Source organism: Streptomyces sp. NPDC050085, assembly GCF_044460595.1.
Taxonomy (GTDB): domain Bacteria; phylum Actinomycetota; class Actinomycetes; order Streptomycetales; family Streptomycetaceae; genus Streptomyces.
Genome location: NZ_JBITJZ010000003.1, coordinates 753,924 through 775,421, shown reverse-complemented (window position 1 = coordinate 775,421; position 21,498 = coordinate 753,924). Strand labels below are relative to the sequence as shown.

Below are 21,498 nucleotides of genomic sequence, written 5' to 3'. Positions count from 1 at the left end.
TGAGTGGCCGCGTACCCCACCGTTCCGCATGAGCAGGACCACGCTCCCGGCGCCCGGCCGGGCGGCGCGGTCCGGCATCCGCGGTGGTGGGAGCGGAAGGGCGTGCGGGCCACGGCGCTCGCCACGCTGCTCGCGCTGTCCGGGGCCGTGATCGCGGCGCTGGTGCGGGAGCAGACCGGCACCGAGGGGTTCCTGGTCGGGCTCGGCCTCGCCGTGCTGCCCGTCCCGCTCCTCATATCCGCGTTCCGCTGGCTGGACCGGGTACAACCGGGCCCCTGGCGGAACATGCTCTTCGCGTTCGCCTGGGGCGCCTGCGCCGCGGCCCTGATAGCGATCGTCGCCAACAGCTTCGCGACCCGGTGGATCGAGACCGCCACCGCCGACCCGAGGGGCGCCGACACGATCGGCGCGACCGTCATAGCCCCGATCGTCGAGGAGTCCGCGAAGGCGGCGGCCGTGCTGCTCGTCTTCCTGTTCCGCAGACGGGACTTCACCGGCGTCGTCGACGGGGTCGTCATCGCCGGGGTCACCGCGACCGGCTTCGCGTTCACCGAGAACATCCTCTACCTCGGGAACGCCTTCGGGACCGACCAGTTGAGCGGCACGGGTCCCGGCTTCACCTCGGTGACGGCGGCGACGTTCTTCGTGCGGATCGTCATGTCGCCGTTCGCGCACCCCCTGTTCACGGTGCTCACCGGCATCGGCTTCGGGATCGCCGCGGCGATGGCACCCGAGCGCGGCCGCGCCCGCCGCGTCCTGCTGCCGCTGGCGGGACTGCTCTGCGCGATGGGCATGCACGCCTTCTGGAACGGCTCGTCGTCGTTCGGCGAGTACGGCTTCTTCGCGGTGTACGCGGCCTTCATGGTGCCGGTGTTCGGCCTCGTGACCTGGCTCGCGGTCTATCTGCGCCACCGTGAACTGCGCACCGTGCGCGAGGTGTTGCCCGCCTACGTCGCGGCGGGCTGGCTGGCGCTGCCCGACCCGTTCGCCCTCTCCTCGCTCAAGGCCCGGCGCCTGGCGCGGGAGTACGCGGCGCACTACGGCGGCAAGGAGGCGGCCACGGCGGTCGACGAGTACGAGCGGTACGCGACCTCGCTCGCGCTGCTGCGCCGCCGCGGCGAGAAGGGCCGGGCCGGCGCCGATTTCGTCGTACGGGAACGGGAGTTGCTGCAGGCGATGTGGCAGCGCCGCGGCTGCGCACAGCCCGCCCTCGCGTACGCCTCCCGCACCGCGGCCCCGGTCTGGGTGCCGCCGCTGTACGCGGGCCCGCCCATGGGACACGGCCCCGCGTACAACCCGTACCGCTACTGATCAGGCGGAGGCCGCGGTGAGACGGGCGAGCTCCGCCTCGGTCAGCTCCAGGTCGGCGACCGCGAGCAGCGCGGGCAGCTGCTCCACCGTGCGGGCGGACGCGATCGGCGCGGCCACCGTGGGCTGCGCGGCGAGCCAGGCGAGGGCGACCGTGGCGACCTCGGCGCCGTGGGCCTGCGCGACCTCGTCGAGCGCCACCAGGACCTTCTGGCCGCGCGCCGAGTCCAGGTGGGCACCGGCCTTGTCGGCGCGGACGCTGTCGACCGCGACACCCGGACGGTACTTGCCGGTCAGGAACCCGGAGGCGAGCCCGAAGTAGGGGGCGGCGCCGAGCCCGGCGCGCGAGGCGATGTCCTGCCGCGCGCCCTCGTAGGTGTCCCTGGACACGAGGTTGTAGTGCGGCTGGATGGCGACGTAACGGGCGAGGCCCTCGCGGTCGGAGAAGTCGAGGGACTCCTGCAGCCGCTCGGGCGAGATGTTGGAGACGGCGATGTCGCGCACCTTGCCCGCCTTCACGAGCTCGTCGAGCGCGCCGATGATCTCCTCGACCGGGATGGTCTCGTCGTCGTCGAAGTGCGTGTAGTAGAGGTCGATGTAGTCGGTGTCCAGGCGCTTGAGGGAGGCGTCGGCCGCGGCCTTGATGTTGTCGCCGCGCAGGCCGAGGAAGTCGGGGTGGCGGCCGACCTTGGTCGCGATGACCACGTCGTCGCGGTTGCCGCGCGCCTTGACCCACTTGCCGATGATGGTCTCGGACTCGCCGCCCTGGTTCCCGGGCGCCCAGGCCGAGTACGAGTCGGCGGTGTCGATGAAGTTGCCCCCGCCGGCGGTGTACGCGTCGAGCACCGCGAACGACGCGGCCTCGTCGGCGCTGAAGCCGAAGACGTTGCCACCGAGGCAGAGCGGGAAGACCTCGAGGTCGGAGGAGCCGAGCTTGCGAAGAGAAGTCATGTGACAGCTCAACGCCCGTACAGAATGCGGTATTCCGTAGACACGGCCGCAGACACAGCCGCAGACACAGCCGTAGACACCGCACGCCGCACAGACACCGCACGCCGTACGGGCGCACGGCGGAACCGGCAGCCCTGACGTCGGGGGGTTGCCGTCAGGACCGCCGGTTGTTCGGGGAGCCGGTGGCTCAGGGAGTGAGGCCCTTGCCGCGCAGCCACGCCGCCGGGTCGACACCGGTGGCGTCGCCGCCGGGGTGGACCTCCAGGTGCAGGTGCGGCCCGGTGACGTTGCCGGTGGCGCCCACGCGGCCGATGACGTCGCCGGTGTTGACCTTCTGGCCGACGCTGACGTTGATCGACGACTGGTGGCAGAACCACAGCTCGGTGCCGTCGTCGAGGGTGATGATCGTGCGGTAGCCGTACGCGTTCGCGTAGCCGGCCTCGGTGACGGTGCCGGAGTGGATCGCGTAGATCGGCGTACCGGTGGGGGCCGCGAAGTCGAGGCCCGTGTGGTAACCGGAAGCCCACATGGAGCCGGGCTGTCCGAAGGTGCCGGTGACCGTGTACGAGGCGACGGGAAGCTTGTAGCTCTTGGCCAGTTGGGCGAGGCGCTCGGCCTCGGCCTTCTTCTTGGCCGCTTCCTCCGCCGCCTTCTTCTCGGCAGCGGCCTTCTTCTCCGCGACGGCCTGCTTGGCGGCGGCTTCCGCCGCGGCCTTCTTGGCTGCGGCCTCCTGGGCCACGGCCTGCGCCTTGGCGTCGGCGGCGTCCTGCTGCGTCTCGGCCTGCTGCATGATGCGGGCCCGCAGCGCCTCGCCGGCGTCCGACTGCCCGTTGCCCACGGTGGTGAGCGGGGCGGCGGATGCGGCGGAGGACGAGGAGCCCGATTCGTCGGAGTCGGATATCAGTGCACCGACACCGGGCAGGGACTTCGCGTCGGGCAGCGAGTCCTTGACCGAGGAGAGGTCGGGCATCGATATGTGGACCGGGGGCTTGCCGCCCTGCGCGGTGGCGATGCCGCCCGCGCCGACGGCGGCGATCACGCCGACGCCGAGGACCGTGGAGCTGCGCGCGAGTCCGCCGCGCTGCCGGGAAACGCGGTGCCTGCCGCGGACGGGACGGACGGATTCCTCGGTGGGATTCCACTCCTCCCAGCTCTCCTGCTCGACACCGAATTCGCTGTCGGTGGAGCCGTGCAAGAACTCGGGGGCAGGACGGTTCGACGCCACGAAGGCGCTCTCCTTTCCTTCCTTCTCGCCTACCGGGTTAGCTGACGGGTTCGGAGCAGGAAGGTCTCCTACGGACGTGAAGTACCGCCCGATTCACCCCATGTTGGTGGTTCCCCGGCTCCCTTGCGGGATTAGGCGCGTGCGCACGGAGCCATCTCTTGTGACGGCTGGGACGACCGCGCTGCGTTATCGAACGTTAATAGACAGCAGACAGTAATTCCAAGCCGTTCCCACTGATCGTTCACGTCTTTGGCCAGGACTTAAGCCATCAAGACCGGGCAGAACGGGTCCACTTGACCGACACTCCGAACACGTCTCATTTCTGACGATGCGTCAATTGTTATGCGGAGAGTTACGGCCGGCGTACGGCGAGCAGCGCCATGTCGTCCGTGGCGCCGCCCCCGGTGTGCAGGCGCACCTCCTCGGCCAGCGCCGCGAGGAGTTCATCGGGCCCGGGGAAGAGCCGCCCCGAGAGCCGGGCCACGGGATCGTAGAAGGCGCCCTGCGCGTCCCGCGCCTCGGACAGCCCGTCGGTGTAGAGCAGCAGCGTCGCCCCCGCGGGGAACGGGGCCTCGGTGGCCCGGTCCGGCCAGGCGCCGAGCTCGCCCATGCCGAGCGGCAGCGCGGCCTCCTCCGGCCTGACCATGCTGACCGTGCCGTCGTCGAGCAGCACGATCGGTTCGGGGTGGCCGCGGTTGAGGACGCGTACGAGGTCGAAGCCGTGCGGGATCTCGGCGAGCACCGCGGTCGTGAACCCCTCGAAGTCGTCGATGCCGCGCCGCCGGGTGCCCTCCCTGGCCAGGGCCCGCTCGAGGCGCTGGGCGACCGCCTCCAGGCTGCCCTCCTGCTCGGCGGCCTCCCGGAACGCGCCGATCACGACGGCCACCGCGGCGACCGCGCCCATCCCCTTTCCCCGTACGTCGCCGACGACGACGCGTACGCCGTGCGGGGTGTCCTGCACGGCGTACAGATCACCGCCGATGAACGCGCCGGCCTGGGCCGCCTCGTAGCGCGCCGCGACGTTCAGCCCGCCGATCCGTCCGGCCGGTTCGGGCAGCACCGCGAACTGGGCGGCCTCCGCGATCTGCCGCGCGGAGGCGAGCTGTTCGTCGCTGCGGCGCACGATCCGGTTGATGAAACAGGCCAGGACGCACACCGTGGCCACGGTGACCATCTCGGTGATGTTGTCCGAGTGGAAGGCGTGGCTGAAGCGCAGATGGACGGCGACGATCGCCCCGATCGAGCAGACCCCGGCGAGGATCGTGCTACCCAGCGAGAAGAACGGGGCGGCGGCGAGGGGCGCCGCGCTGAACAGGGGGGCACCGGAGAACCCGGACGGGGTGAAGTACTCGTAGGCCGCGCCGCCGATGATCAGCAGTGCGGGCAGGAGGCGCAGGAAGGCACGGGTGCGGGTGGTGTCCGCGCCGTTTCTGTGCCGCCCTCCTCGCTGCCCCACCTGTGTTCTCCCTGCCGTCCGGCGCCCTGTGCCAAGGGTTCCCGGAGTAGGGGGTGGAGGCGAGCAGTGCTGGCCCATACGGATGACCGGGCGACCGGATGACCGGGCGACGGCGCGACGGGGCGACCGACCGACCGGGGCACCGGAAAACGAACCGAGGCCGGAATCTCGAAAGATTCCGGCCTCGGCCTTCAGTAGCGGGGACAGGATTTGAACCTGCGACCTCTGGGTTATGAGCCCAGCGAGCTACCGAGCTGCTCCACCCCGCGTCGGTGAACCCAACAGTACGCCATCAGGGCGACGGAACGCGAATCGCTTGTCAGGGGCCTACGCGGCGGTCGCGTGCGTCAGCGTCTCCCACGCCACGAACAGGTCGTCCGTCCCCTCCGGCCGCTGCTTCTGCGTGAGCTTCCGCGTCTGGGGCATCTCCATCTTCAGCCGCCCCTGGAGGTGGCTGAGCCCGACCTCCGTGTCGGGGCCCATGTCGCGCTGCACCTTCCCGCCGCACAGCCAGGACGGGGCCTTCGCGCCCAGCTGGTACTTGGAGTGGAACTCGAGCGCGGCCGCGAGCCGGTCCTTCACCTCGCCGTACAGGTCGAGACCCTGGTGCCAGGCGGTCTCGGCCATGTGGGAGGTCGCGGCGAGGGAGTAGCTGGCGTGCTTGAAGTTGCGGCAGGTCTCCTGGGACAGGCCGTCCTTGAAGGTCTTCTGCCCGAACCAGTACCGCTGCAGCTCCGCCGGGGTGTCGATGTCGCTGCCCTCCGGCTTCACCGGCAGCGGCCCGTCGGAGGAGAGGTAGAAGTAGGCGGGCACGCGGGAGCGGAAGTGGTGCACGGCCTTGTCGAAGGCGGCCTGGTCGTTGAGGTAGACGGCGGCGCTCATCGTCGCGTCGGCCATGACGAGGTCCCAGTTGCCGTTGAAGTCGGCGGACCCCGGCTCCACGACCGGCAGGTACACGTCGCGCAGCATCCGCTGGAACTTCAGCTCCTCGCCGTCCGGCCAGCCGTCGTACGTGTACTGCATCAGCTCGGCGGCCTTCGCCCAGGACGTCGCGGCCCAGGCGGTCTGCAGCCCGGCGTTGCCCTCGGTGTGCCGCTTCACCGTGCCCGACCAGGCGTCCATGATCTGTACGGCCTTGTCGGCGTGGGCCTTCTTGCCGGTGACGTTCCAGAGCAGGGCCTGCGTGTAGGCGGCGATGGCGTCCTCGCGCTCCTCCACGCAGCCCTGTCCCGGGCGGGTGTCGGGCGGGCACTCCACGGTGGCGTACGGCTTGGCCTTGTAGTCGAGATCGGCGTACTTGCTCCCGCTCATCTCCTTGTACGCCGACAGCCACGGCTCTTCCTTGCGTGCGACGTGGTCGCGCGCGGCCGTCAGCTGGGCCTTGCCGACCAGGACCCCGGGGTGCGCGAAGGCGGCGCCCGAGGGGCGGGGGTCGGGACGGGCCGCGACCTCGGCCGCCGCGTCACCGCCGTCCCCGGAGGAGCCGCATGCCGTGGTGACCGTCATCAGTACGGCCGTCAGAGCAGCCGTCAGAACGACTGTCACTAGGGGGACATGAGTCCCCGGCAGAACGCGTCGCGTCCTCGGGCCCGCTGCCATGCAACACCTCCGGTTCGGTCATTGGCAGCCTGACCCGTGCGGGCGCGGGACGCAGGATCTGTTGAGCCGGTCGGGAGCGGGCGGTTCGTCAAGATTGTCCCAAGCGGGGTCAGTTCGGGGGGCGCGGGGCGGCGCGGGGTCGCCGGATCACGGGGTCACGGGGTCACGAGTTCGCGGGGTCGCCGGATCACGGGGCACGAGTTCGCGGGGTTATGGGTCACGGGTCATGGGTCACGGGTCGCGGGGCGCCAGGGCGCGGGGTCACAGCCCCCACAGACCTCACAGGGCCCCTAGATCCCACAGACCCTTACAAGCCCCACAGACCTCACAGGCCCCACAGGCCCTTGGCCACCGCGACCGCCCCGCCCATGACCGCGAGGCCGAGCACCATCCGGCGCACCCCGCGGTCCGGAACCCGGCCGGCGAGGCACCGGCCGGCCAGTGCCCCGGCGGCGAGCGCCGAGCCCGCCACGGCCCAGGCGCGCGGGGTCAGGTCCGGCAGTCCGCCGGCCGCGACCGACACGACGTTCACCACGACGCCGTAGAACTGGGCGTTCGGCACGAACTCCCGCATCGACCAGCCCGCGTTCACCCCGTACAGCGACATGGGCGGTCCGCCGACCCCGGCCGCCGCGTTCATGAAGCCGCCCGCGCCCCCGGCCGCGAGGGCCCCGCCCGTGCCGCCGAGTGCGGGCAGCCGCAGCCCGCGGGCCACGAGTCCCACGGCCAGGCACACGAGGAGCCCGAGCACGACCATCAGGACGGGTTCGGGCAGCCGGGCGCGGGCCCAAGTGCCGACGGGCACGGTGCACACGGACGCCGCGACGAACGGCAGCATGGCCCGCAACCGCACCCGGCCCCAGCCGCCCACCAGACCCGCACAACTCACCAGACCCGCCCCGCAGTTGGCGAGCAGCACCCCGTCGGCCGGTCCGATGAGCAGCACCAGGGCGGGCACCGCGACCAGCGCGAAGCCCATCCCGGTCAGCCATTGCACGCATCCGGCGACCGCCACGATGCAAGCCAGGGCCACGTCGTTCATCGCGGGAGGGTACGGCGATCACGCGACGCCGGGGAACCCCTGCGCCGCCCCGGTCTGGGCGACGAGCGCGGTCGATGCACGGATGGCCGACACCTGTTGCAGACCGTAGCGGCCGATCACAGAGTGTTGTCCAGGGTCGACCCGTTCCACACCCCTCCACCGAAAGGGTCACCGAAATGCAGCACCACAGGACCGCCCTCGCCGTCGTCGGCGCCGCACTCACAGGCGCCATGGCGCTCGGCATCGTGGCCCCCGCCGTCGCGGCGGCCACCCCCGCGACGACCTCGACGGTCTCCGCCCGCGCCCTGACGCCCGCCGACGAGCGGGCGTACGAGGACGCACTGCGCGCCGTGCTCACCACGGCCGACGCCCTGGTCGCCGAGACCGGGGAGGGCACCGCCGTCGACACCGCCGCGTACGACGAGGCGTTCGACCGTGCCTTCGCCGCGGCTCCGCAGCCCGACGACAACCCGCTCCTCGACAAGGCCATGGACGGCCTGAAGGTGCAGGTCGACGCGCTGGCCAAGGCGGCGGGCTCGGGTGACATCGTGAAGATCGGCGTCGCCGTGAGCGGTGTCGTGGGCGCGGCCCAGAACGTCCTGACCTCCGGCGGCCTCGTCGCGTCCATCGACGCGTTCCTGAAGCCGCTCAGTCTCGACAACCTGCCGGGCGCGGGCAAGAAGCCCCTGGACCTCCCCAAGTTCCCGATCCCGAGCATCCCGGGCCTGAGCTGACCGGGACCGCCTGACGGGACCGCCTGACCTGCCCCGCGCCGCACGACAGTCCGGTGCGGGGCGGGTCACGCATGGGTCCGGACGTGCGGATGTTCCGGAACGAAGAAGCGCCCGAGCCGACCGAAGCCGACCCGAGCGCTGCTCGTAGACCCTGTGGGACTCGAACCCACAACCAATGGATTAAAAGTCCACTGCTCTGCCAATTGAGCTAAGGGTCCACGCGCCGGCCGGGGCCGACGCACCCCCGAGCATAGCCGGACGGGGCCGGGAGGCCGATCGGGTATCGGCATCCCGTGGGCTTCGGGGTCAGCGCATGAACCACTTCCTGGCCGACACCGCCCACCACGCCCCCGCGAACCCGAGGACGGCGAGCACCGCGACCGGCGCGTAGTTGAACGTCTCCCAGGTGACGGGCGAGACCTGCGGCAGCATGAACAGCACGGTGATGACGGCCACCCACGTCACGGCGATCACCCCGACCACGCCGGACCAGCGGCCGAGGTGCCACGGCCCCCGTTCGAAGGAATCCCCCTTGCGCAGCCGCAGCAGGGTCGGAATCACGTACGCGATGTAGAGCCCGATGACGGCGATCGACGTGACCGCCGTGTACGCCGTGACATTGATCAGATACGGCAGCCCGAGCACCAGCGCCCCCGCCGCCGCCAGCCACACGGCCGCGACCGGCGTTCGCGTGCGCGGGCTCACGGTGTGCCACACGCGGGAGAACGGGAGCGCCCCGTCGCGCGAAAAGGCGTAGATCATGCGGGAGTTGGCGGTGACGGACGCCATGCCGCAGAAGAGCTGGGCGCCGATGACGACGAGCAGGAGCAGCTTGCCGGCGGTGGCCCCGAGCGCGTCGAGCAGGATCTGGGCCGGCGGTGCCCCGGTCGCCGAGGTCCGCGCCCCGTCGTACGACTGGATGGCGAAGGTGAAGCCGAGGAGGAGGACGAAGCCCGCGATCCACGACGTCCAGATGGACTGCACGATCCCCTTCGGCCCGGCGGTCGAGGCGTCGTGCGTCTCCTCGGTCATGTGGGCGGAGGCGTCGTAGCCGGTGAAGGTGTACTGGGCCATCAGGAGCCCGATGAGGACGACGTAGACGCCGCTCCCCCACCCGGTGTTGTTCACGAACTCGCCGAAGACGAACGAGGCGGACTGGTGGCGGTCAGGGGTGAAGGCCAGCGCCCCGACGATGACGGCGACGCCGAGCACGTGCCACCACACGCTGACGCTGTTGAGGAAGGCGACGATGCGCACGCCGAACGTGTTCAGCAGCCCGTGCAGGACCAGGATCCCGGCGAACAGCAGGATCGTCCGCCCGGGAGTCACCTCGAAGTCGAACTGCAGGTTCAGGTACGCGCCCAGGAACGACGCCGCGCCGAAGTCGATGCCGGCGGTCACGGCGACCTGCCCGAGCACGTTGAACCACCCGGTGAACCAGGCCCACGCCGCTGCACTCCGCTGCGGCGCGAGCCGGTGCGCCCAGAAGTACAGACCCGCCGACGTCGGATACGCCGAACAGATCTCGGCCATCGCGAGCCCCACGAACAACGTCATGAGCCCGACCGCGACCCAGCCCCACGTGATGAGTACGGGGCCGCCGGTGTTCATCCCGAACAAGTACATGGTCAGGCAGCCGGAGAGCACCGAGATGATCGTGAAGGACACGGCGTAGTTCGAGAACGCCGACATGCGCCGGGCCAGGACCTGCGTGTACCCGAGCTGCGCGAGCCGCTCCTCGTCGGAGCCGGGGGGTGCCGGAGCCTGCGGGGGCGGTTTCCGGTCAGTGGCGTCGTTCGCTTCGCTTGTCATGCCCCCAGCGATTCCCTTGCTGGGGGCACGACATGCGACGAAGAAGGTCTCGGAACGCTCAACTCCGCGTCTAGAAAAGCCCCTTGTACCCCTGCCAGCCGGTGGCGATCTTGGTGCGGGAGCCTCAACTCCCGGGCCCCACCCACCGGCAGAAACACAACGAAGCGGGCCCACCCCCAAGGGAGTGGGCCCGCTTCACCGATCAATGTCAGCCGTTGCGCTTCCAACGCGGCTTGTCATCCCGACGCCCGAAGGAAGAGGACGAGGACGAGGAAGAGGACGAACCCGAACCGGCACCCCGGTGGTCGTCACGACGGCCGTAGGGGCGGTGGCCCGCCGAGGGGCGGTCGTCGCGGCGGTCGCGGTTGAACGGGCGGTCGCTGCCACGGTGGCCGCCGGCGGGGCGGTCGTCGCGACGGAAGCCGCCGCGGTCGTTGTCGCGACGCTCGAAGGAACGGCCACCACGGTCGTTGTCGCGGTTGAAGCCGCCACCACGGTTGTCACGGTCACCACCGCGGTTGAAACCACCGCCACGGTTGTCGTCACGACGGTCGTCGCGACGGAAGCCGCCGCGGTCGTTGTCGCGACGCTCGAAGGAACGGCCACCACGGTCGTTGTCGCGGTTGAAGCCGCCACCACGGTTGTCACGGTCACCACCGCGGTTGAAACCACCGCCACGGTTGTCGTCACGACGGTCGTCGCGACGGAAGCCGCCACGGTCGTTGTCGCGACGCTCGAAGGAACGGCCACCACGGTCGTTGTCGCGGTTGAAGCCGCCACCACGGTTGTCACGGTCACCACCGCGGTTGAAACCACCGCGGTCGTTGTCACGGCGGAAGCCGCCACGGTCGCCGCGGTCGTTGTCGCGACGGTCACGGCGCTCGTAGTTGCCGCGGTCGTCACGACGCTGGCGGGGCTCGTACGAGGACGAGCGCTCGGCGCGCTCCTCCTGGCGCGGCACCTCGGCGGCGGCGGCCTCGGCGACCTGTGCGGCGGCGGCCTCGGTCGCGGCGGCGACGGCCGCGGCCACGCCCTCCTCGTCCTCGCCGCGCTCACGGGCGGCGCGGGCGGTGAGGCGGTCGGCCTGCTCGCGCAGCTCGGCGGCGCGACGGGTCGCGCGCTCCAACTGCTTGGTCAGGCTGGAGACTTCGCGCTCGGCCTGCTGCGCGGCGTTGCCCGCGGACTCGGCCTCGACCTCGGTCATCGACCGGGCACCGGTGATCTCCGCGACCTCGGGGTCGAACGCGGCGCCGCCCTGGATGATGTGACGCCCGGCGTCGACGCCCGCGTCCTCCATGAGGCGGAAGATCTGGCGGCGCTGGTGCGGCAGGGAGAGGGAGACGACCGTGCCCGTGCGGCCGGCACGTGCCGTGCGGCCCGCGCGGTGCAGGTAGTCCTTGTGGTCGCCGGCCGGGTCCACGTTCAGGACCAGGTCGATGCCGTCGACGTGGATGCCGCGGGCGGCGACGTCGGTGGCGACCAGGGCGTTGACGTAGCCCTTCTTGAAGTCCTCCAGGACGCGGGTGCGGGCGCCCTGCGTCATGCCGCCGTGCAGCGCGTCGGCCTTCACACCGGCGTCACAGAGCTGCTCGGCGATGCGGTCGGCGCCCAGCTGGGTGCGGACGAAGATGATCGTGCGGCCCTTGCGGGAGGCGATGGCGGCCGTGACCGGCGCCTTGTCCTTGGGCTTCACGATGAGGATGTGGTGCGACATCGTCGTGACGTTGCCCTGGGCGCTGTCGACCTCATGGCTGACCGGGTTGTTCAGGTAGCGCGTGACCAGGGTCTTGATCTCGTTCTCCATGGTGGCGGAGAAGAGCATGCGCTGGCCGCCGGCCGGCACCTGGTCGAGCAGCTCGGTGACCTCGGGCAGGAAGCCCAGGTCGGACATCTGGTCGGCCTCGTCGAGGACGGCGACCTCGATGTTGCTCAGGTCGCAGGCGCCGCGGTTGATGAGGTCGCGCAGGCGGCCCGGGGTGGCGACGAGGATGTCGACGCCGCGCTCCAGGGCGTAGATCTGGTTGCCCATCGACGTACCGCCGCAGACGACCTTCATCTTCAGGCCGACCTGGTCGCCGTACGGCTGGAGCGCGTCCGCGACCTGCATCGCGAGCTCACGGGTCGGGGTGAGGATGACGGCGCGCGGCTTGTGCTTCTCGCTGCGGCCACCGGCCAGACGCGCGAGCGTCGGCAGGCCGAAGGAGAGGGTCTTGCCGGAGCCGGTGCGGCCACGGCCGAGGATGTCCTTGCCGGCCAGGGCGTCCGGGATGGTCGCGGCCTGGATCGGGAAGGGGGTCGTCACGCCGTTCTGCGCGAGCTTGCGGACGACGGCCTCGGGCAGGCCGAGGTCCTCGAAGGTCAGGGTGGGCTCGGCGGGCTCGGCGGCCTCGCCGACGGCCACGGTGTCGGTCGTCTCGTCGACGGCGACGGCCTGTACGGCGTCGACGGCGTCCTGAGCGTTCTGGTCGTTCTCGGGCATGACGGCCTGGTCAGAGCTGGAAATAGACATGCGAAATGCGAAACCTTCCGGAGTTTCGGCACGCGCCCGCAACTCCGTGTATTCGCAATCCTGCAAATCGACCGCCTCAATGCGGTCCAGCCACGGCAAGGGAGAGTACGCGCCACGCGGCGCTCTCTAACGGCGCCGGGCAAATGGGATCAAACGATCTACCACCATACGCACCCGACACCCCTCAAGGCAAACCGCCTCCCTGAGACCCGGGTCACACAGGCCGAAACGCACGGTCTACGCGGGTGCCCCGGCCCGCGGCTCCGGCTCGGCGCGGCCCGCCAGCTGCGGGGCCGTCTGCTCGTGCGCGGACGACGAGGGCTCGGCGGTGGTCGGCGACGGGGTGGGGGTCGGCGTCGGCGTCTCCTTCGGCGGCGGCGTGGGCGTCGGCGTGTCCCGCGGGGCGCTCGGCTTCGGCGTGGGCGCGGTGCGCGAGGGCGACGCGGACTTCGAGGGCGACACATCGGGCGCGGCCGACACCGACGCCCCGGCCGAGGGCGACGCCGACACCGACGCGTCCGGGCTCGCCCCGTCCCCGTCCTTCCCGGCCCGCGCGCCGACCCCGCGCCCGTCGCCGGAGACCACGGTGCCGCCGTCGGGCGCGGCGCCCCCGGGATGCGAGGCGGACTGCGACGGCGCGGGCGGGCGCCCGTCGTCGGCCACGCTCATGCACCCGGCGGCCGCGGCGACGGCGACCGTGGTCACGGCCAGCCGCCCCAGCCGCGAAGAACTCAGCGAACTCATCGAACTCAGAGCACTCAGAGAACTCAGAGAACTCAGCGAACTCAGAGCACGAAGCGAGGGCGGAACAGACAGTTGGCGCACGGGCGAGCACCTCCGGGCACGTGACGGGGTCACCGTCCCAACTCCCTTGCCCCGCAAGAGGACACGCGCGTGACGCAGTCCGCACCCGCACCGCACCCACAGCGCACAAACCCCGCACAAAGAAGAGCAATCAGTCGCAGGATGCAGCGCCCGTCTTTCAGCCCTTCAGTTCGTCCGTCCGGATCCGGACCGTCAGCCCGGTCAGCCGTAACCGAGTCTGTCAGCCGTAACCGAGCGCGTGCAGCCGCGCGTCGTCGATCCCGAAGTGGTGCGCGATCTCGTGCACGACGGTGATCTCGGTCTCCGCGACGACGTCCTCCCGGGAGTCGCACATCCGCAGCGTCGGCCCGCGGTAGACGGTGATCCGGTCGGGCAGCACGCCCGCGTACCACTCACCGCGATCGGTCAGCGGGGTCCCCTCGTAGAGCCCGAGCAGCTCGGGGTCGTCGGCGGGCGGCTCGTCCTCCACGAACACCGCGACGTTGTCCATGAGCCGCGTCAGCTCCGGCGGAATCCGGTCGAGCGCCTCGGCCACCAGTTCCTCGAACTCCTCGCGCGTCATCTCCAGCACACGGCCATTGTCGGGTACGACCCCGCATATCCACCCGTCCACTTGGGCATACGGGACCAATGGCCCGTTCGCCCGCCGCCGCGATACGCCGAGCCCTCCACCGGACCCGGGGCGTCCGCACCGCCCCCGCCGCCCTCCTGCGCCACTACCGGTCACGGCGCAAGGCCCCGACCCTGGAGCTGATCCACCCGCCCCACCCGTACATACGCTCCCTCGGCCTGGTCTGCGTCGTCCTGCTCGGCGCCTGGCTCGGCCTGCTCGTGGTCGGCAGCGTCCGCGCCCCGGTCGGCCCGATGGACACGCGGATGACGCTGCGGCCGTCCCTCTCCGGCGGCACGAAGATCAACGTGTCGCCGCTGGGCGCCCTGGAGCTGGACTCGCACACGGCCCCCATCCGCCTCGACGTCGACGTGGACCGCCTGGACCCCATCCGCTCCCGGGCCCTCGTCGACCACCCGGAGCGCATCTCGGGCCTCCAGGAGGAAGTGGCCCACGACGTCGAGCACGGCACCGCCGACCTGGCGATCCGCTCCTGCGTCGCGGTGGTCTCCGGGGCGACGGCCCTCGGCCTCGCGGTCTACCGCCGCCCGCGCCGCGCCCTGGCCGCGGGCGGTCTGGCCCTCACGCTCCTCGCGGCGTCGGGCGGCGCCGCGTACGCCACCTGGAACCCGAAGTCGGTCCTGGAGCCGAAGTTCTCCGGGCTGCTCAGTTCGGCCCCGTCCGTGGTCGGCAACGCCCGCTCGATCGTCACCGAATTCGACGTCTACCAAAGGGAGTTGGCCCGCCTGGTCACCAACGTCACCAAGCTCTACGACGTGACGTCCACGCTCCCCACGTACCAGCCGGACCCGTCCACGATCCGCGTCCTGCACGTCTCCGACATCCACCTCAACCCGGCGTCGTGGAAGATCATCGGCTCGCTCGTCGAGCAGTACAAGATCTCCGTCATCGTCGACACCGGCGACACCATGGACCACGGCTCGGCCGCGGAGAACGCGTTCCTCGACCCCATCCGCGACCTCGGCGCGCCCTACGTGTGGGTCCGCGGCAACCACGACTCCCGTACGACGCAGGAGTACCTGGCCGACCGCAAGCGCTTCCCGAACGTCCGGGTCCTGGACGACGGGAAGGCCGTCACCGTCGCGGGCCTGCGCTTCGCCGGCACCGGCGACCCGCAGTACACCCCGGACCGCTCCGTCACGGCCCAGGGCGACCCCGCCGAGGAGCTGGCGGGCGTGCGCCTCGCCTCGGCGCTGCGCGACCAGCGGGCGGCGGGCACCCCGGTCGACATCGCCCTGGCCCACGAGCCGGCCGCGGCCCGCGAGACGGACGGCACGGTGCCGATGGTGCTCGCAGGGCACGTGCACCACGAGGGGATGGAGGTGCTGCCCCTCGGCACCCGGCTGCGGATCGAGGGGTCGACGGGCGGCAGCGGGCTGCGCGCGGTCGAGGGCAAGTACCCCGATCCCGTCGAGGCCTCCGTCCTCTATCTGGACAGCGCGACGAAGCGGTTGCAGGCCTGGGACGAGATCAGGCTGGGCGGCCTGGGCCTGACGAAGGCCGAGGTCAGCCGCCATCTCCCCAAGGAGAACCAGCCCGGGGCCGCCCCGTCCCCCACTCCGCCGGAAGGGTCCCCGTAAACCGTTTTGGCGATAGCTCCCCGCATCCCATATGCTTCTCACGTCCCCGACGCGCTGCGAAGCGCCCAGGCGGGCCGATAGCCCTCATCGTCTAGCGGCCTAGGACGCCGCCCTTTCAAGGCGGTAGCACGGGTTCGAATCCCGTTGGGGGCACGCAACACGGTGTGCGAGACTGGCTCTCGCTCGTTCGCACACAACAGCTTGGTCCTGTGGAGCAGTTTGGAGTGCTCGCCACCCTGTCAAGGTGGAGGCCGCGGGTTCAAATCCCGTCAGGACCGCTGAAGTTCCTCGTGAACTTCGTGGCTGGGTAGCTCAGTTGGTACGAGCGATCGCCTGAAAAGCGATAGGTCGCCGGTTCGATCCCGGCCCCAGCCACAAGTATCGGGCCCCGTCTCCGGACGGGGCCCGACGCGTTATACGGCGGCCGCGTGCAGCGCCTGCGTCCCGCGCCCGCCCGGATGCCGGTGCCGCCAGAACCAGAACAGGCCGCACGAGACCAGCGCCCAGGCAGCGAGCACCAGGTACGGGAAGACGTGCTGGTTCCCCTGGAAGTAGACCGCGGTGTGCTGGGCGTTGACCGAGGCGCCGGGCGGCAGCCACTGGCCGATGCGGCCGATGAACGTGGGCAGCAGCGGCGGGGCGACCGCGCCGCCCGACGCCGGGTTGCCGAGCAGCACCAGCAGGCCCCACGTCGGGATCATCGCCCAGCGGTGGAAGAAGGTGTTGAACATCGTGAAGACCATCCCGCACGTGAACATCGTCAGCGCGAGGATGAGCCAGGAGTGGACGAAGGGCAGGTCCACCGCGCCCAGGCCCCAGTCCGCGACGGCCGCGATGGCGAAGCCGCCGAGCAGCGCGTAGACGACCGTGAAGCCGATCCGCTCGGCCGGGTTCAGGCCGCGCGCGTGCACGCTCAGCTGGATCGCCCCGACGAAGCCGATGATCACGGCCGCGAGCGAGATGTAGAAGAGCGTCAGGCCGCGCGGGTCGCCGCTCTGCAGCGGGTTGAGGTCCTTGACCGTGACGGGGATGCCGGTCGCCTTGCCGACGGGCGGCGCCGCCTCCGCGAACACCTGGGCCACCGATGCCCCGGACGCCCCGGAGAGGTCCAGATCGACCCGCGCCCCGGCGTCGCGGACGTCGATGACCGCGTAGATCTTCTGCTGGTCGATGGCCTGCCGGGCCGCCTGTCGTGAGTCGTACGTCTTCAGGTCGAGCTGCGCGTCGAGCGCCTTCTCCATCGCCCCGATGAACTCCTTGCCGCGCGCCTGGTCGTGCTGGCCGGTGACCCCGGTGGGGATGTGGTGCGGGGTCGGGTTCGCCATGGAGTACGTGTACGAGGCCGCGAACAGCGCCGCCGCGGCGGCCAGGATGAACACGAGCACCGTCGCCGGCAGGAACGGTGACTTCTTGAACGAGGCCCAGCGCTCGGGCCCGGTCGGTGGCCGCCCGTGCTCGCCGTGGGGCGGGTGCGGGCGCGGCTGTTCCTCATCGGGCAAGGGCGACATATCTGCACGCTAAAACAGACATAAGCCGCATACATCCCGAGCGGCCCCGAAAGGCCGCCCCAAGAGCGGGCGCGACAAAACCGTTCGCCACGTATTTCCCCGAGGTGAGATCCTGGAGGACGTATGTCTACGCAGCCTGCCCCCGCCGCCGATCAGTTCGCCGCCGTAGCGCGACGGCTGTCCGAGTTGTCCCTTCGTGACGCGCACCGGCTCGGGCGCAGGCTCGAAGGGGCGCGCAAGATCCGCAAGCCCGAGGCCCGTGCCGCCGTCGTCGCGGAGATCGACGCGGAGGCCGAGAAGGCCGGCGCCCGCACGGCCACGCGCCGCGAGCGCCGGGCCGCGCTCGACGTCACGTATCCCGAGCAGCTTCCGGTCAGCCAGAAGAAGGACGAGATCGCCGACGCGATCCGCGACCACCAGGTCGTAATCGTGGCCGGTGAGACCGGCTCCGGCAAGACCACGCAGATCCCCAAGATCTGCCTCGACCTCGGCCGCGGCGTGCGCGGCATGATCGGGCACACCCAGCCCCGCCGGATCGCGGCCCGCACGGTCGCCGAGCGCGTCGCCGACGAGCTGAACACCCCGCTCGGCGAGGCCGTCGGCTGGAAGGTCCGCTTCACCGACCAGGTCGACCAGGACGGCACCTTCGTCAAGCTGATGACGGACGGCATCCTGCTGGCCGAGATCCAGACGGACCGCGAGCTGCGCGCGTACGACACGATCATCATCGACGAGGCCCACGAGCGGTCCCTCAACATCGACTTCCTGCTGGGGTACCTGGCCCAGCTGCTGCCCAAGCGCCCGGACCTGAAGGTCGTCATCACCTCGGCGACCATCGACCCGGAGCGCTTCTCGCGGCACTTCGGGGACGCCCCGATCGTCGAGGTCAGCGGCCGCACGTATCCGGTCGAGGTCCGCTACCGCCCGCTCCTCGAGGAGGCCACCGAGGAATCAGCCGACTCCGACCGCGACCAGATCACCGCGATCACGGACGCGTGCGAGGAGCTCATGGCGGCGGGCCAGGGCGACATCCTGGTCTTCCTCTCCGGCGAGCGCGAGATCCGCGACACGGCGGACGCGCTGGAGAAGAAGAAGTATCGGTTCACGGAGGTGCTGCCGCTGTACGCGCGCCTCTCGCACGCCGAGCAGCACCGCGTCTTCCAGCAGCACACGGGGCGCAGGATCGTCCTCGCGACGAACGTCGCCGAGACGTCGCTGACCGTCCCCGGCATCAAGTACGTGATCGACCCGGGCACGGCCCGCATCTCGCGCTACTCGCACCGTACGAAGGTGCAGCGCCTGCCCATCGAGGCGATCAGCCAGGCCAGCGCCAACCAGCGCAAGGGCCGCTGCGGCCGTACCTCCGACGGCATCTGCATCCGCCTGTACTCCGAGGACGACTTCCTCTCCCGCCCCGAGTTCACGGACGCGGAGATCCTGCGCACGAACCTCGCGAGCGTCATCCTCCAGATGACCGCGGCAGGCCTCGGCGACATCGAGAAGTTCCCGTTCATCGACCCGCCGGACCACCGCAACATCCGCGACGGCGTCCAACTCCTGCAGGAACTGGGCGCGTTGGACCCCAGCGAGAAGGACGTACGCAAGCGGCTCACGCAGCAGGGGCGCAAGCTCTCGCAGCTGCCCGTCGACCCGCGCCTGGCCCGCATGGTCCTGGAGGCCGACAAGAACGGCTGTGTCCGCGAGGTCATGGTCATCGCCGCCGCGCTCTCCATCCAGGACCCGCGCGAGCGCCCGTCCGACAAGCAGCAGCAGGCCGACCAGCAGCACGCCCGCTTCCGGGACGAGACCAGCGACTTCCTGGCGTTCCTGAACATGTGGCGCTACGTGCGCGAACAGCAGAAGGAACTGGGTTCGTCGGCCTTCCGCCGGATGTGCAAGCGCGAGTACCTCAACTTCCTGCGCATTCGCGAATGGCAGGACATCTACACCCAACTGCGCACCGTGGCCAAGCAGATGGGCATCCACCTCAACGAGGACGACGCTCCCGGCGACTCCATCCACGTGTCCCTCCTGGCCGGCCTGCTCTCCCACATCGGGATGAAGGACGTAAAGGAGACGAAGGAGTCCGCGCAGAAGGACCCGAAGCAGGCAGGGCGTGATCGCGGGCGGGGCGAGTACGTCGGTGCCCGGAACGCCAAGTTCGCGATCTTCCCCGGCTCGGCCCTCTTCAAGAAGCCCCCGCGCTTCGTGATGTCGGCGGAGCTCGTGGAGACGTCCCGGCTCTGGGCGCGCGTCAACGCGAAGATCGAGCCCGAGTGGGTCGAGCCGCTCGCCGAGCACCTGCTCAAGCGCACGTACAGCGAGCCGCACTGGGAGAAGGACCAGGCCGCCGTGATGGCGTACGAGAAGGTGACGCTGTACGGCGTCCCGCTCGTCGCCCAGCGGAAGATCAACTACGGCCGGATCGACCCCGAGGTCAGCCGGGAGCTCTTCATCCGCAACGCGCTGGTCGAGGGCGACTGGCGCACGCACCACAAGTTCTTCGCCGCCAACCGTCAACTCCTCACCGAGGTCGAGGAGTTGGAGCACCGCGCGCGGCGCCGCGACATCGTGGTCGACGACGACGCCCTCTACGACTTCTACGACCAGCGGGTCCCGGAGCACGTCGTCTCCGGCGCCCACTTCGACTCCTGGTGGAAGCAGAAGAAGCGCGAGGAGCCCGAACTCCTCGACTTCGAGCGCTCGATGCTGATCCGCGAGTCGGCGGAGGCGGTCACCAAGGCCGACTATCCGGACAGTTGGCGGCAGGGTGCGCTGAAGTTCCGGGTGACCTACCAGTTCGAGCCGGGCGCGGACGCGGACGGCGTGACCGTCCACATCCCGCTCCAGGTGCTCAACCAGGTCACGGGCGAGGGCTTCGACTGGCAGATCCCGGGCCTGCGCGAGGACGTGGTGGTGGAGCTGATCCGCTCGCTCCCCAAGCCGATCCGCCGCAACTACGTGCCCGCGCCGAACTTCGCGAAGGCCTTCCTGGACCGGGCCGTGCCCCTGCAGGAGCCGCTGCCGACGACGCTCGCGCGCGAACTGCAGCGGATGGTCGGCGTGCCCGTCTCCCCCGACGACTTCGACCTCACCCGCGTACCGGACCACCTGAAGATCACCTTCCGGATCGTCGACGAGCGGCGCAGGACGCTCGCCGAGGACAAGGACCTGGAAGCGCTGAAGCTCCGGCTGAAGCCGAAGGCGCGCCAGGCCATCTCCAAGGCGGCCGCGGCCACCGCGGAGCGCGCGGGCGGGCCGTCGGTCGAGCAGAAGGGACTCACCGACTGGACGATCGGCACGCTCTCGAAGGTCTTCGAGACGCGTCGCGCGGGCCAGCCGGTCAAGGCGTACCCCGCGCTGGTCGACGACGGACCGGCGGCGAACACGGTCTCGGTCCGCCTGTTCGACACCGAGGCCGAGCAGGCGCAGGCCATGGAGAAGGGCACGCGCCGGCTGATCCTGCTGGGCATCCCGGTGAACCCGGGCAAGTTCGCCTCGGACAAGCTGAACAACGCGGCGAAGCTCGCCCTGTCGGCGAACCCGCACGGCTCCGTCCAGGCCCTCTTCGACGACTGCGCCATGGCCGCGGCCGACAAGCTCATCGCGGACTTCGGCGGCCCGGCCTGGGACGAGGAGTCGTACCGCAAGCTCTACGACAAGGTGCGCGCCGAGATCGTCGACACGACGGTGAAGACGGTCGGCCAGGTGCAGCAGGTCCTCGCCGCCTGGCAGGCCTGCGAGCGCCGCCTGAAGTCCACGAAGAGCGTGGTGCTCCTCGCCAACCTCCAGGACGTGCGTACGCAGCTGGACGCCCTGGTGAAACCGGGCTTCGTCACCGCCACGGGGCTGCGCCGGCTCGGCGACCTGATGCGGTACCTGACCGCGGCCGACCGGCGCCTGCAGCAGATGCCGACCGCCGTCCAGCGGGACACCACCCGCATGGAGAAGGTCCACGAGATGCAGGACGAGTACGCGTGGCTGCTCGAGCAGCTGCCGCAGGGGCGTCCGGTGCCGCAGGAGGTCCTGGACATCCGCTGGATGATCGAGGAGCTGCGGGTCAGCTATTTCGCGCACGCGCTCGGCACGGCGTACCCCGTCTCGGACAAGCGGATCGTGAAGGCGATCGACCAGGCGGTGGCCGGGGGCCGCTGACCGCGGGTGTGACCGCGGGTGAGTGATCACGAGCCCATCCCCGCTCAGTCAACTCACCGCAGTTGCCGAGGAATTGCCGACCGCGCCCCGCTTCCCCGCCCCACCCCTCCCACCTGCGTGAAAAGCCGGTTAGACCAGGTGGCCCGCCCTGCTGTACAGTCTG

Annotated in this window: 14 protein-coding genes, 5 tRNA genes and 1 riboswitch; of the genes, 7 read left to right on the top strand and 12 right to left on the bottom strand. The window is 70.6% G+C overall.

Annotation, left to right across the window (positions count from 1 at the left end):
• The first annotated feature begins 3 nt into the window (after positions 1-3).
• Complete coding sequence (locus ACIBUY_RS16010) at positions 4-1,311, top strand: PrsW family intramembrane metalloprotease (protein ID WP_399152859.1); 1,308 nt, start codon at positions 4-6, stop codon at positions 1,309-1,311.
• Here the strand turns inward: ACIBUY_RS16010 and ACIBUY_RS16005 are convergent, their stop codons facing one another.
• From ACIBUY_RS16005 to ACIBUY_RS15980, 6 genes are all read right to left on the bottom strand, one after another.
• Positions 1,312-2,259, bottom strand: a complete 948-nt coding sequence (locus tag ACIBUY_RS16005) for an aldo/keto reductase (protein ID WP_399152858.1) — start codon at positions 2,257-2,259, stop codon at positions 1,312-1,314.
• Between the two features lie 187 nt (positions 2,260-2,446).
• On the bottom strand, positions 2,447-3,484 hold the full coding sequence (locus ACIBUY_RS16000; protein WP_399152857.1) for a M23 family metallopeptidase: 1,038 nt from the start codon (positions 3,482-3,484) through the stop codon (positions 2,447-2,449).
• 11 nt (positions 3,485-3,495) lie between these two features.
• Positions 3,496-3,632, bottom strand: a riboswitch (cyclic di-AMP (ydaO/yuaA leader).
• A gap of 204 nt (positions 3,633-3,836) precedes the next feature.
• Positions 3,837-4,940 carry a PP2C family protein-serine/threonine phosphatase gene (locus ACIBUY_RS15995; RefSeq protein ID WP_399152856.1) on the bottom strand — a complete coding sequence of 368 codons (1,104 nt, stop codon included), beginning with the start codon at positions 4,938-4,940 and terminating at the stop codon, positions 3,837-3,839.
• A 195-nt stretch (positions 4,941-5,135) separates the two neighbouring features.
• A tRNA-Met gene (locus tag ACIBUY_RS15990) sits at positions 5,136-5,209 on the bottom strand.
• Between the two features lie 58 nt (positions 5,210-5,267).
• The gene (locus ACIBUY_RS15985) at positions 5,268-6,446 is read right to left on the bottom strand and encodes an alginate lyase family protein (RefSeq protein ID WP_366078383.1); all 1,179 of its coding nucleotides are present in this window, start codon (positions 6,444-6,446) and stop codon (positions 5,268-5,270) included.
• Positions 6,447-6,864: 418 nt separating this feature from the next.
• Complete coding sequence (locus tag ACIBUY_RS15980) at positions 6,865-7,581, bottom strand: TSUP family transporter (protein WP_399152855.1); 717 nt, start codon at positions 7,579-7,581, stop codon at positions 6,865-6,867.
• 176 nt (positions 7,582-7,757) lie between these two features.
• On the opposite strand from ACIBUY_RS15980, the gene ACIBUY_RS15975 reads away from it, so the two are divergent.
• Positions 7,758-8,315 (top strand): hypothetical protein, encoded by a 558-nt coding sequence (locus ACIBUY_RS15975; protein ID WP_399152854.1) that lies wholly within the window; start codon positions 7,758-7,760, stop codon positions 8,313-8,315.
• Positions 8,316-8,460: 145 nt separating this feature from the next.
• Here ACIBUY_RS15975 and ACIBUY_RS15970 read toward each other — a convergent pair.
• The 5 genes from ACIBUY_RS15970 to ACIBUY_RS15950 form a co-directional block, all read right to left on the bottom strand.
• Positions 8,461-8,533 (bottom strand) — tRNA-Lys (locus ACIBUY_RS15970).
• Between the two features lie 88 nt (positions 8,534-8,621).
• Positions 8,622-10,127 (bottom strand): amino acid permease, encoded by a 1,506-nt coding sequence (locus ACIBUY_RS15965; protein ID WP_365560931.1) that lies wholly within the window; start codon positions 10,125-10,127, stop codon positions 8,622-8,624.
• Between the two features lie 208 nt (positions 10,128-10,335).
• Complete coding sequence (locus tag ACIBUY_RS15960; protein WP_399152853.1) at positions 10,336-12,636, bottom strand: DEAD/DEAH box helicase; 2,301 nt, start codon at positions 12,634-12,636, stop codon at positions 10,336-10,338.
• A 237-nt stretch (positions 12,637-12,873) separates the two neighbouring features.
• Positions 12,874-13,380 carry a hypothetical protein gene (locus tag ACIBUY_RS15955; RefSeq protein ID WP_399152852.1) on the bottom strand — a complete coding sequence of 169 codons (507 nt, stop codon included), beginning with the start codon at positions 13,378-13,380 and terminating at the stop codon, positions 12,874-12,876.
• A gap of 301 nt (positions 13,381-13,681) precedes the next feature.
• Positions 13,682-14,032: a metallopeptidase family protein gene (locus tag ACIBUY_RS15950; protein WP_365560918.1), complete on the bottom strand. Its 351-nt coding sequence runs from the start codon at positions 14,030-14,032 to the stop codon at positions 13,682-13,684.
• A gap of 59 nt (positions 14,033-14,091) precedes the next feature.
• On the opposite strand from ACIBUY_RS15950, the gene ACIBUY_RS15945 reads away from it, so the two are divergent.
• From ACIBUY_RS15945 to ACIBUY_RS15930, 4 genes are all read left to right on the top strand, one after another.
• Positions 14,092-15,672, top strand: a complete 1,581-nt coding sequence (locus ACIBUY_RS15945; protein WP_365560916.1) for a metallophosphoesterase — start codon at positions 14,092-14,094, stop codon at positions 15,670-15,672.
• An 80-nt stretch (positions 15,673-15,752) separates the two neighbouring features.
• A tRNA-Glu gene (locus ACIBUY_RS15940) sits at positions 15,753-15,825 on the top strand.
• A 50-nt stretch (positions 15,826-15,875) separates the two neighbouring features.
• Positions 15,876-15,950 (top strand) — tRNA-Asp (locus ACIBUY_RS15935).
• A gap of 23 nt (positions 15,951-15,973) precedes the next feature.
• Positions 15,974-16,047 (top strand) — tRNA-Phe (locus ACIBUY_RS15930).
• 38 nt (positions 16,048-16,085) lie between these two features.
• Here the strand turns inward: ACIBUY_RS15930 and ACIBUY_RS15925 are convergent.
• Positions 16,086-17,180 carry an ABC transporter permease gene (locus tag ACIBUY_RS15925; RefSeq protein ID WP_399152851.1) on the bottom strand — a complete coding sequence of 365 codons (1,095 nt, stop codon included), beginning with the start codon at positions 17,178-17,180 and terminating at the stop codon, positions 16,086-16,088.
• Between the two features lie 123 nt (positions 17,181-17,303).
• Between ACIBUY_RS15925 and hrpA the strand changes: the two genes are divergently transcribed.
• Positions 17,304-21,335, top strand: coding sequence for an ATP-dependent RNA helicase HrpA (gene hrpA, locus ACIBUY_RS15920; protein ID WP_399152850.1), 4,032 nt, complete (start codon positions 17,304-17,306; stop codon positions 21,333-21,335).
• Positions 21,336-21,498: the final 163 nt, after the last annotated feature.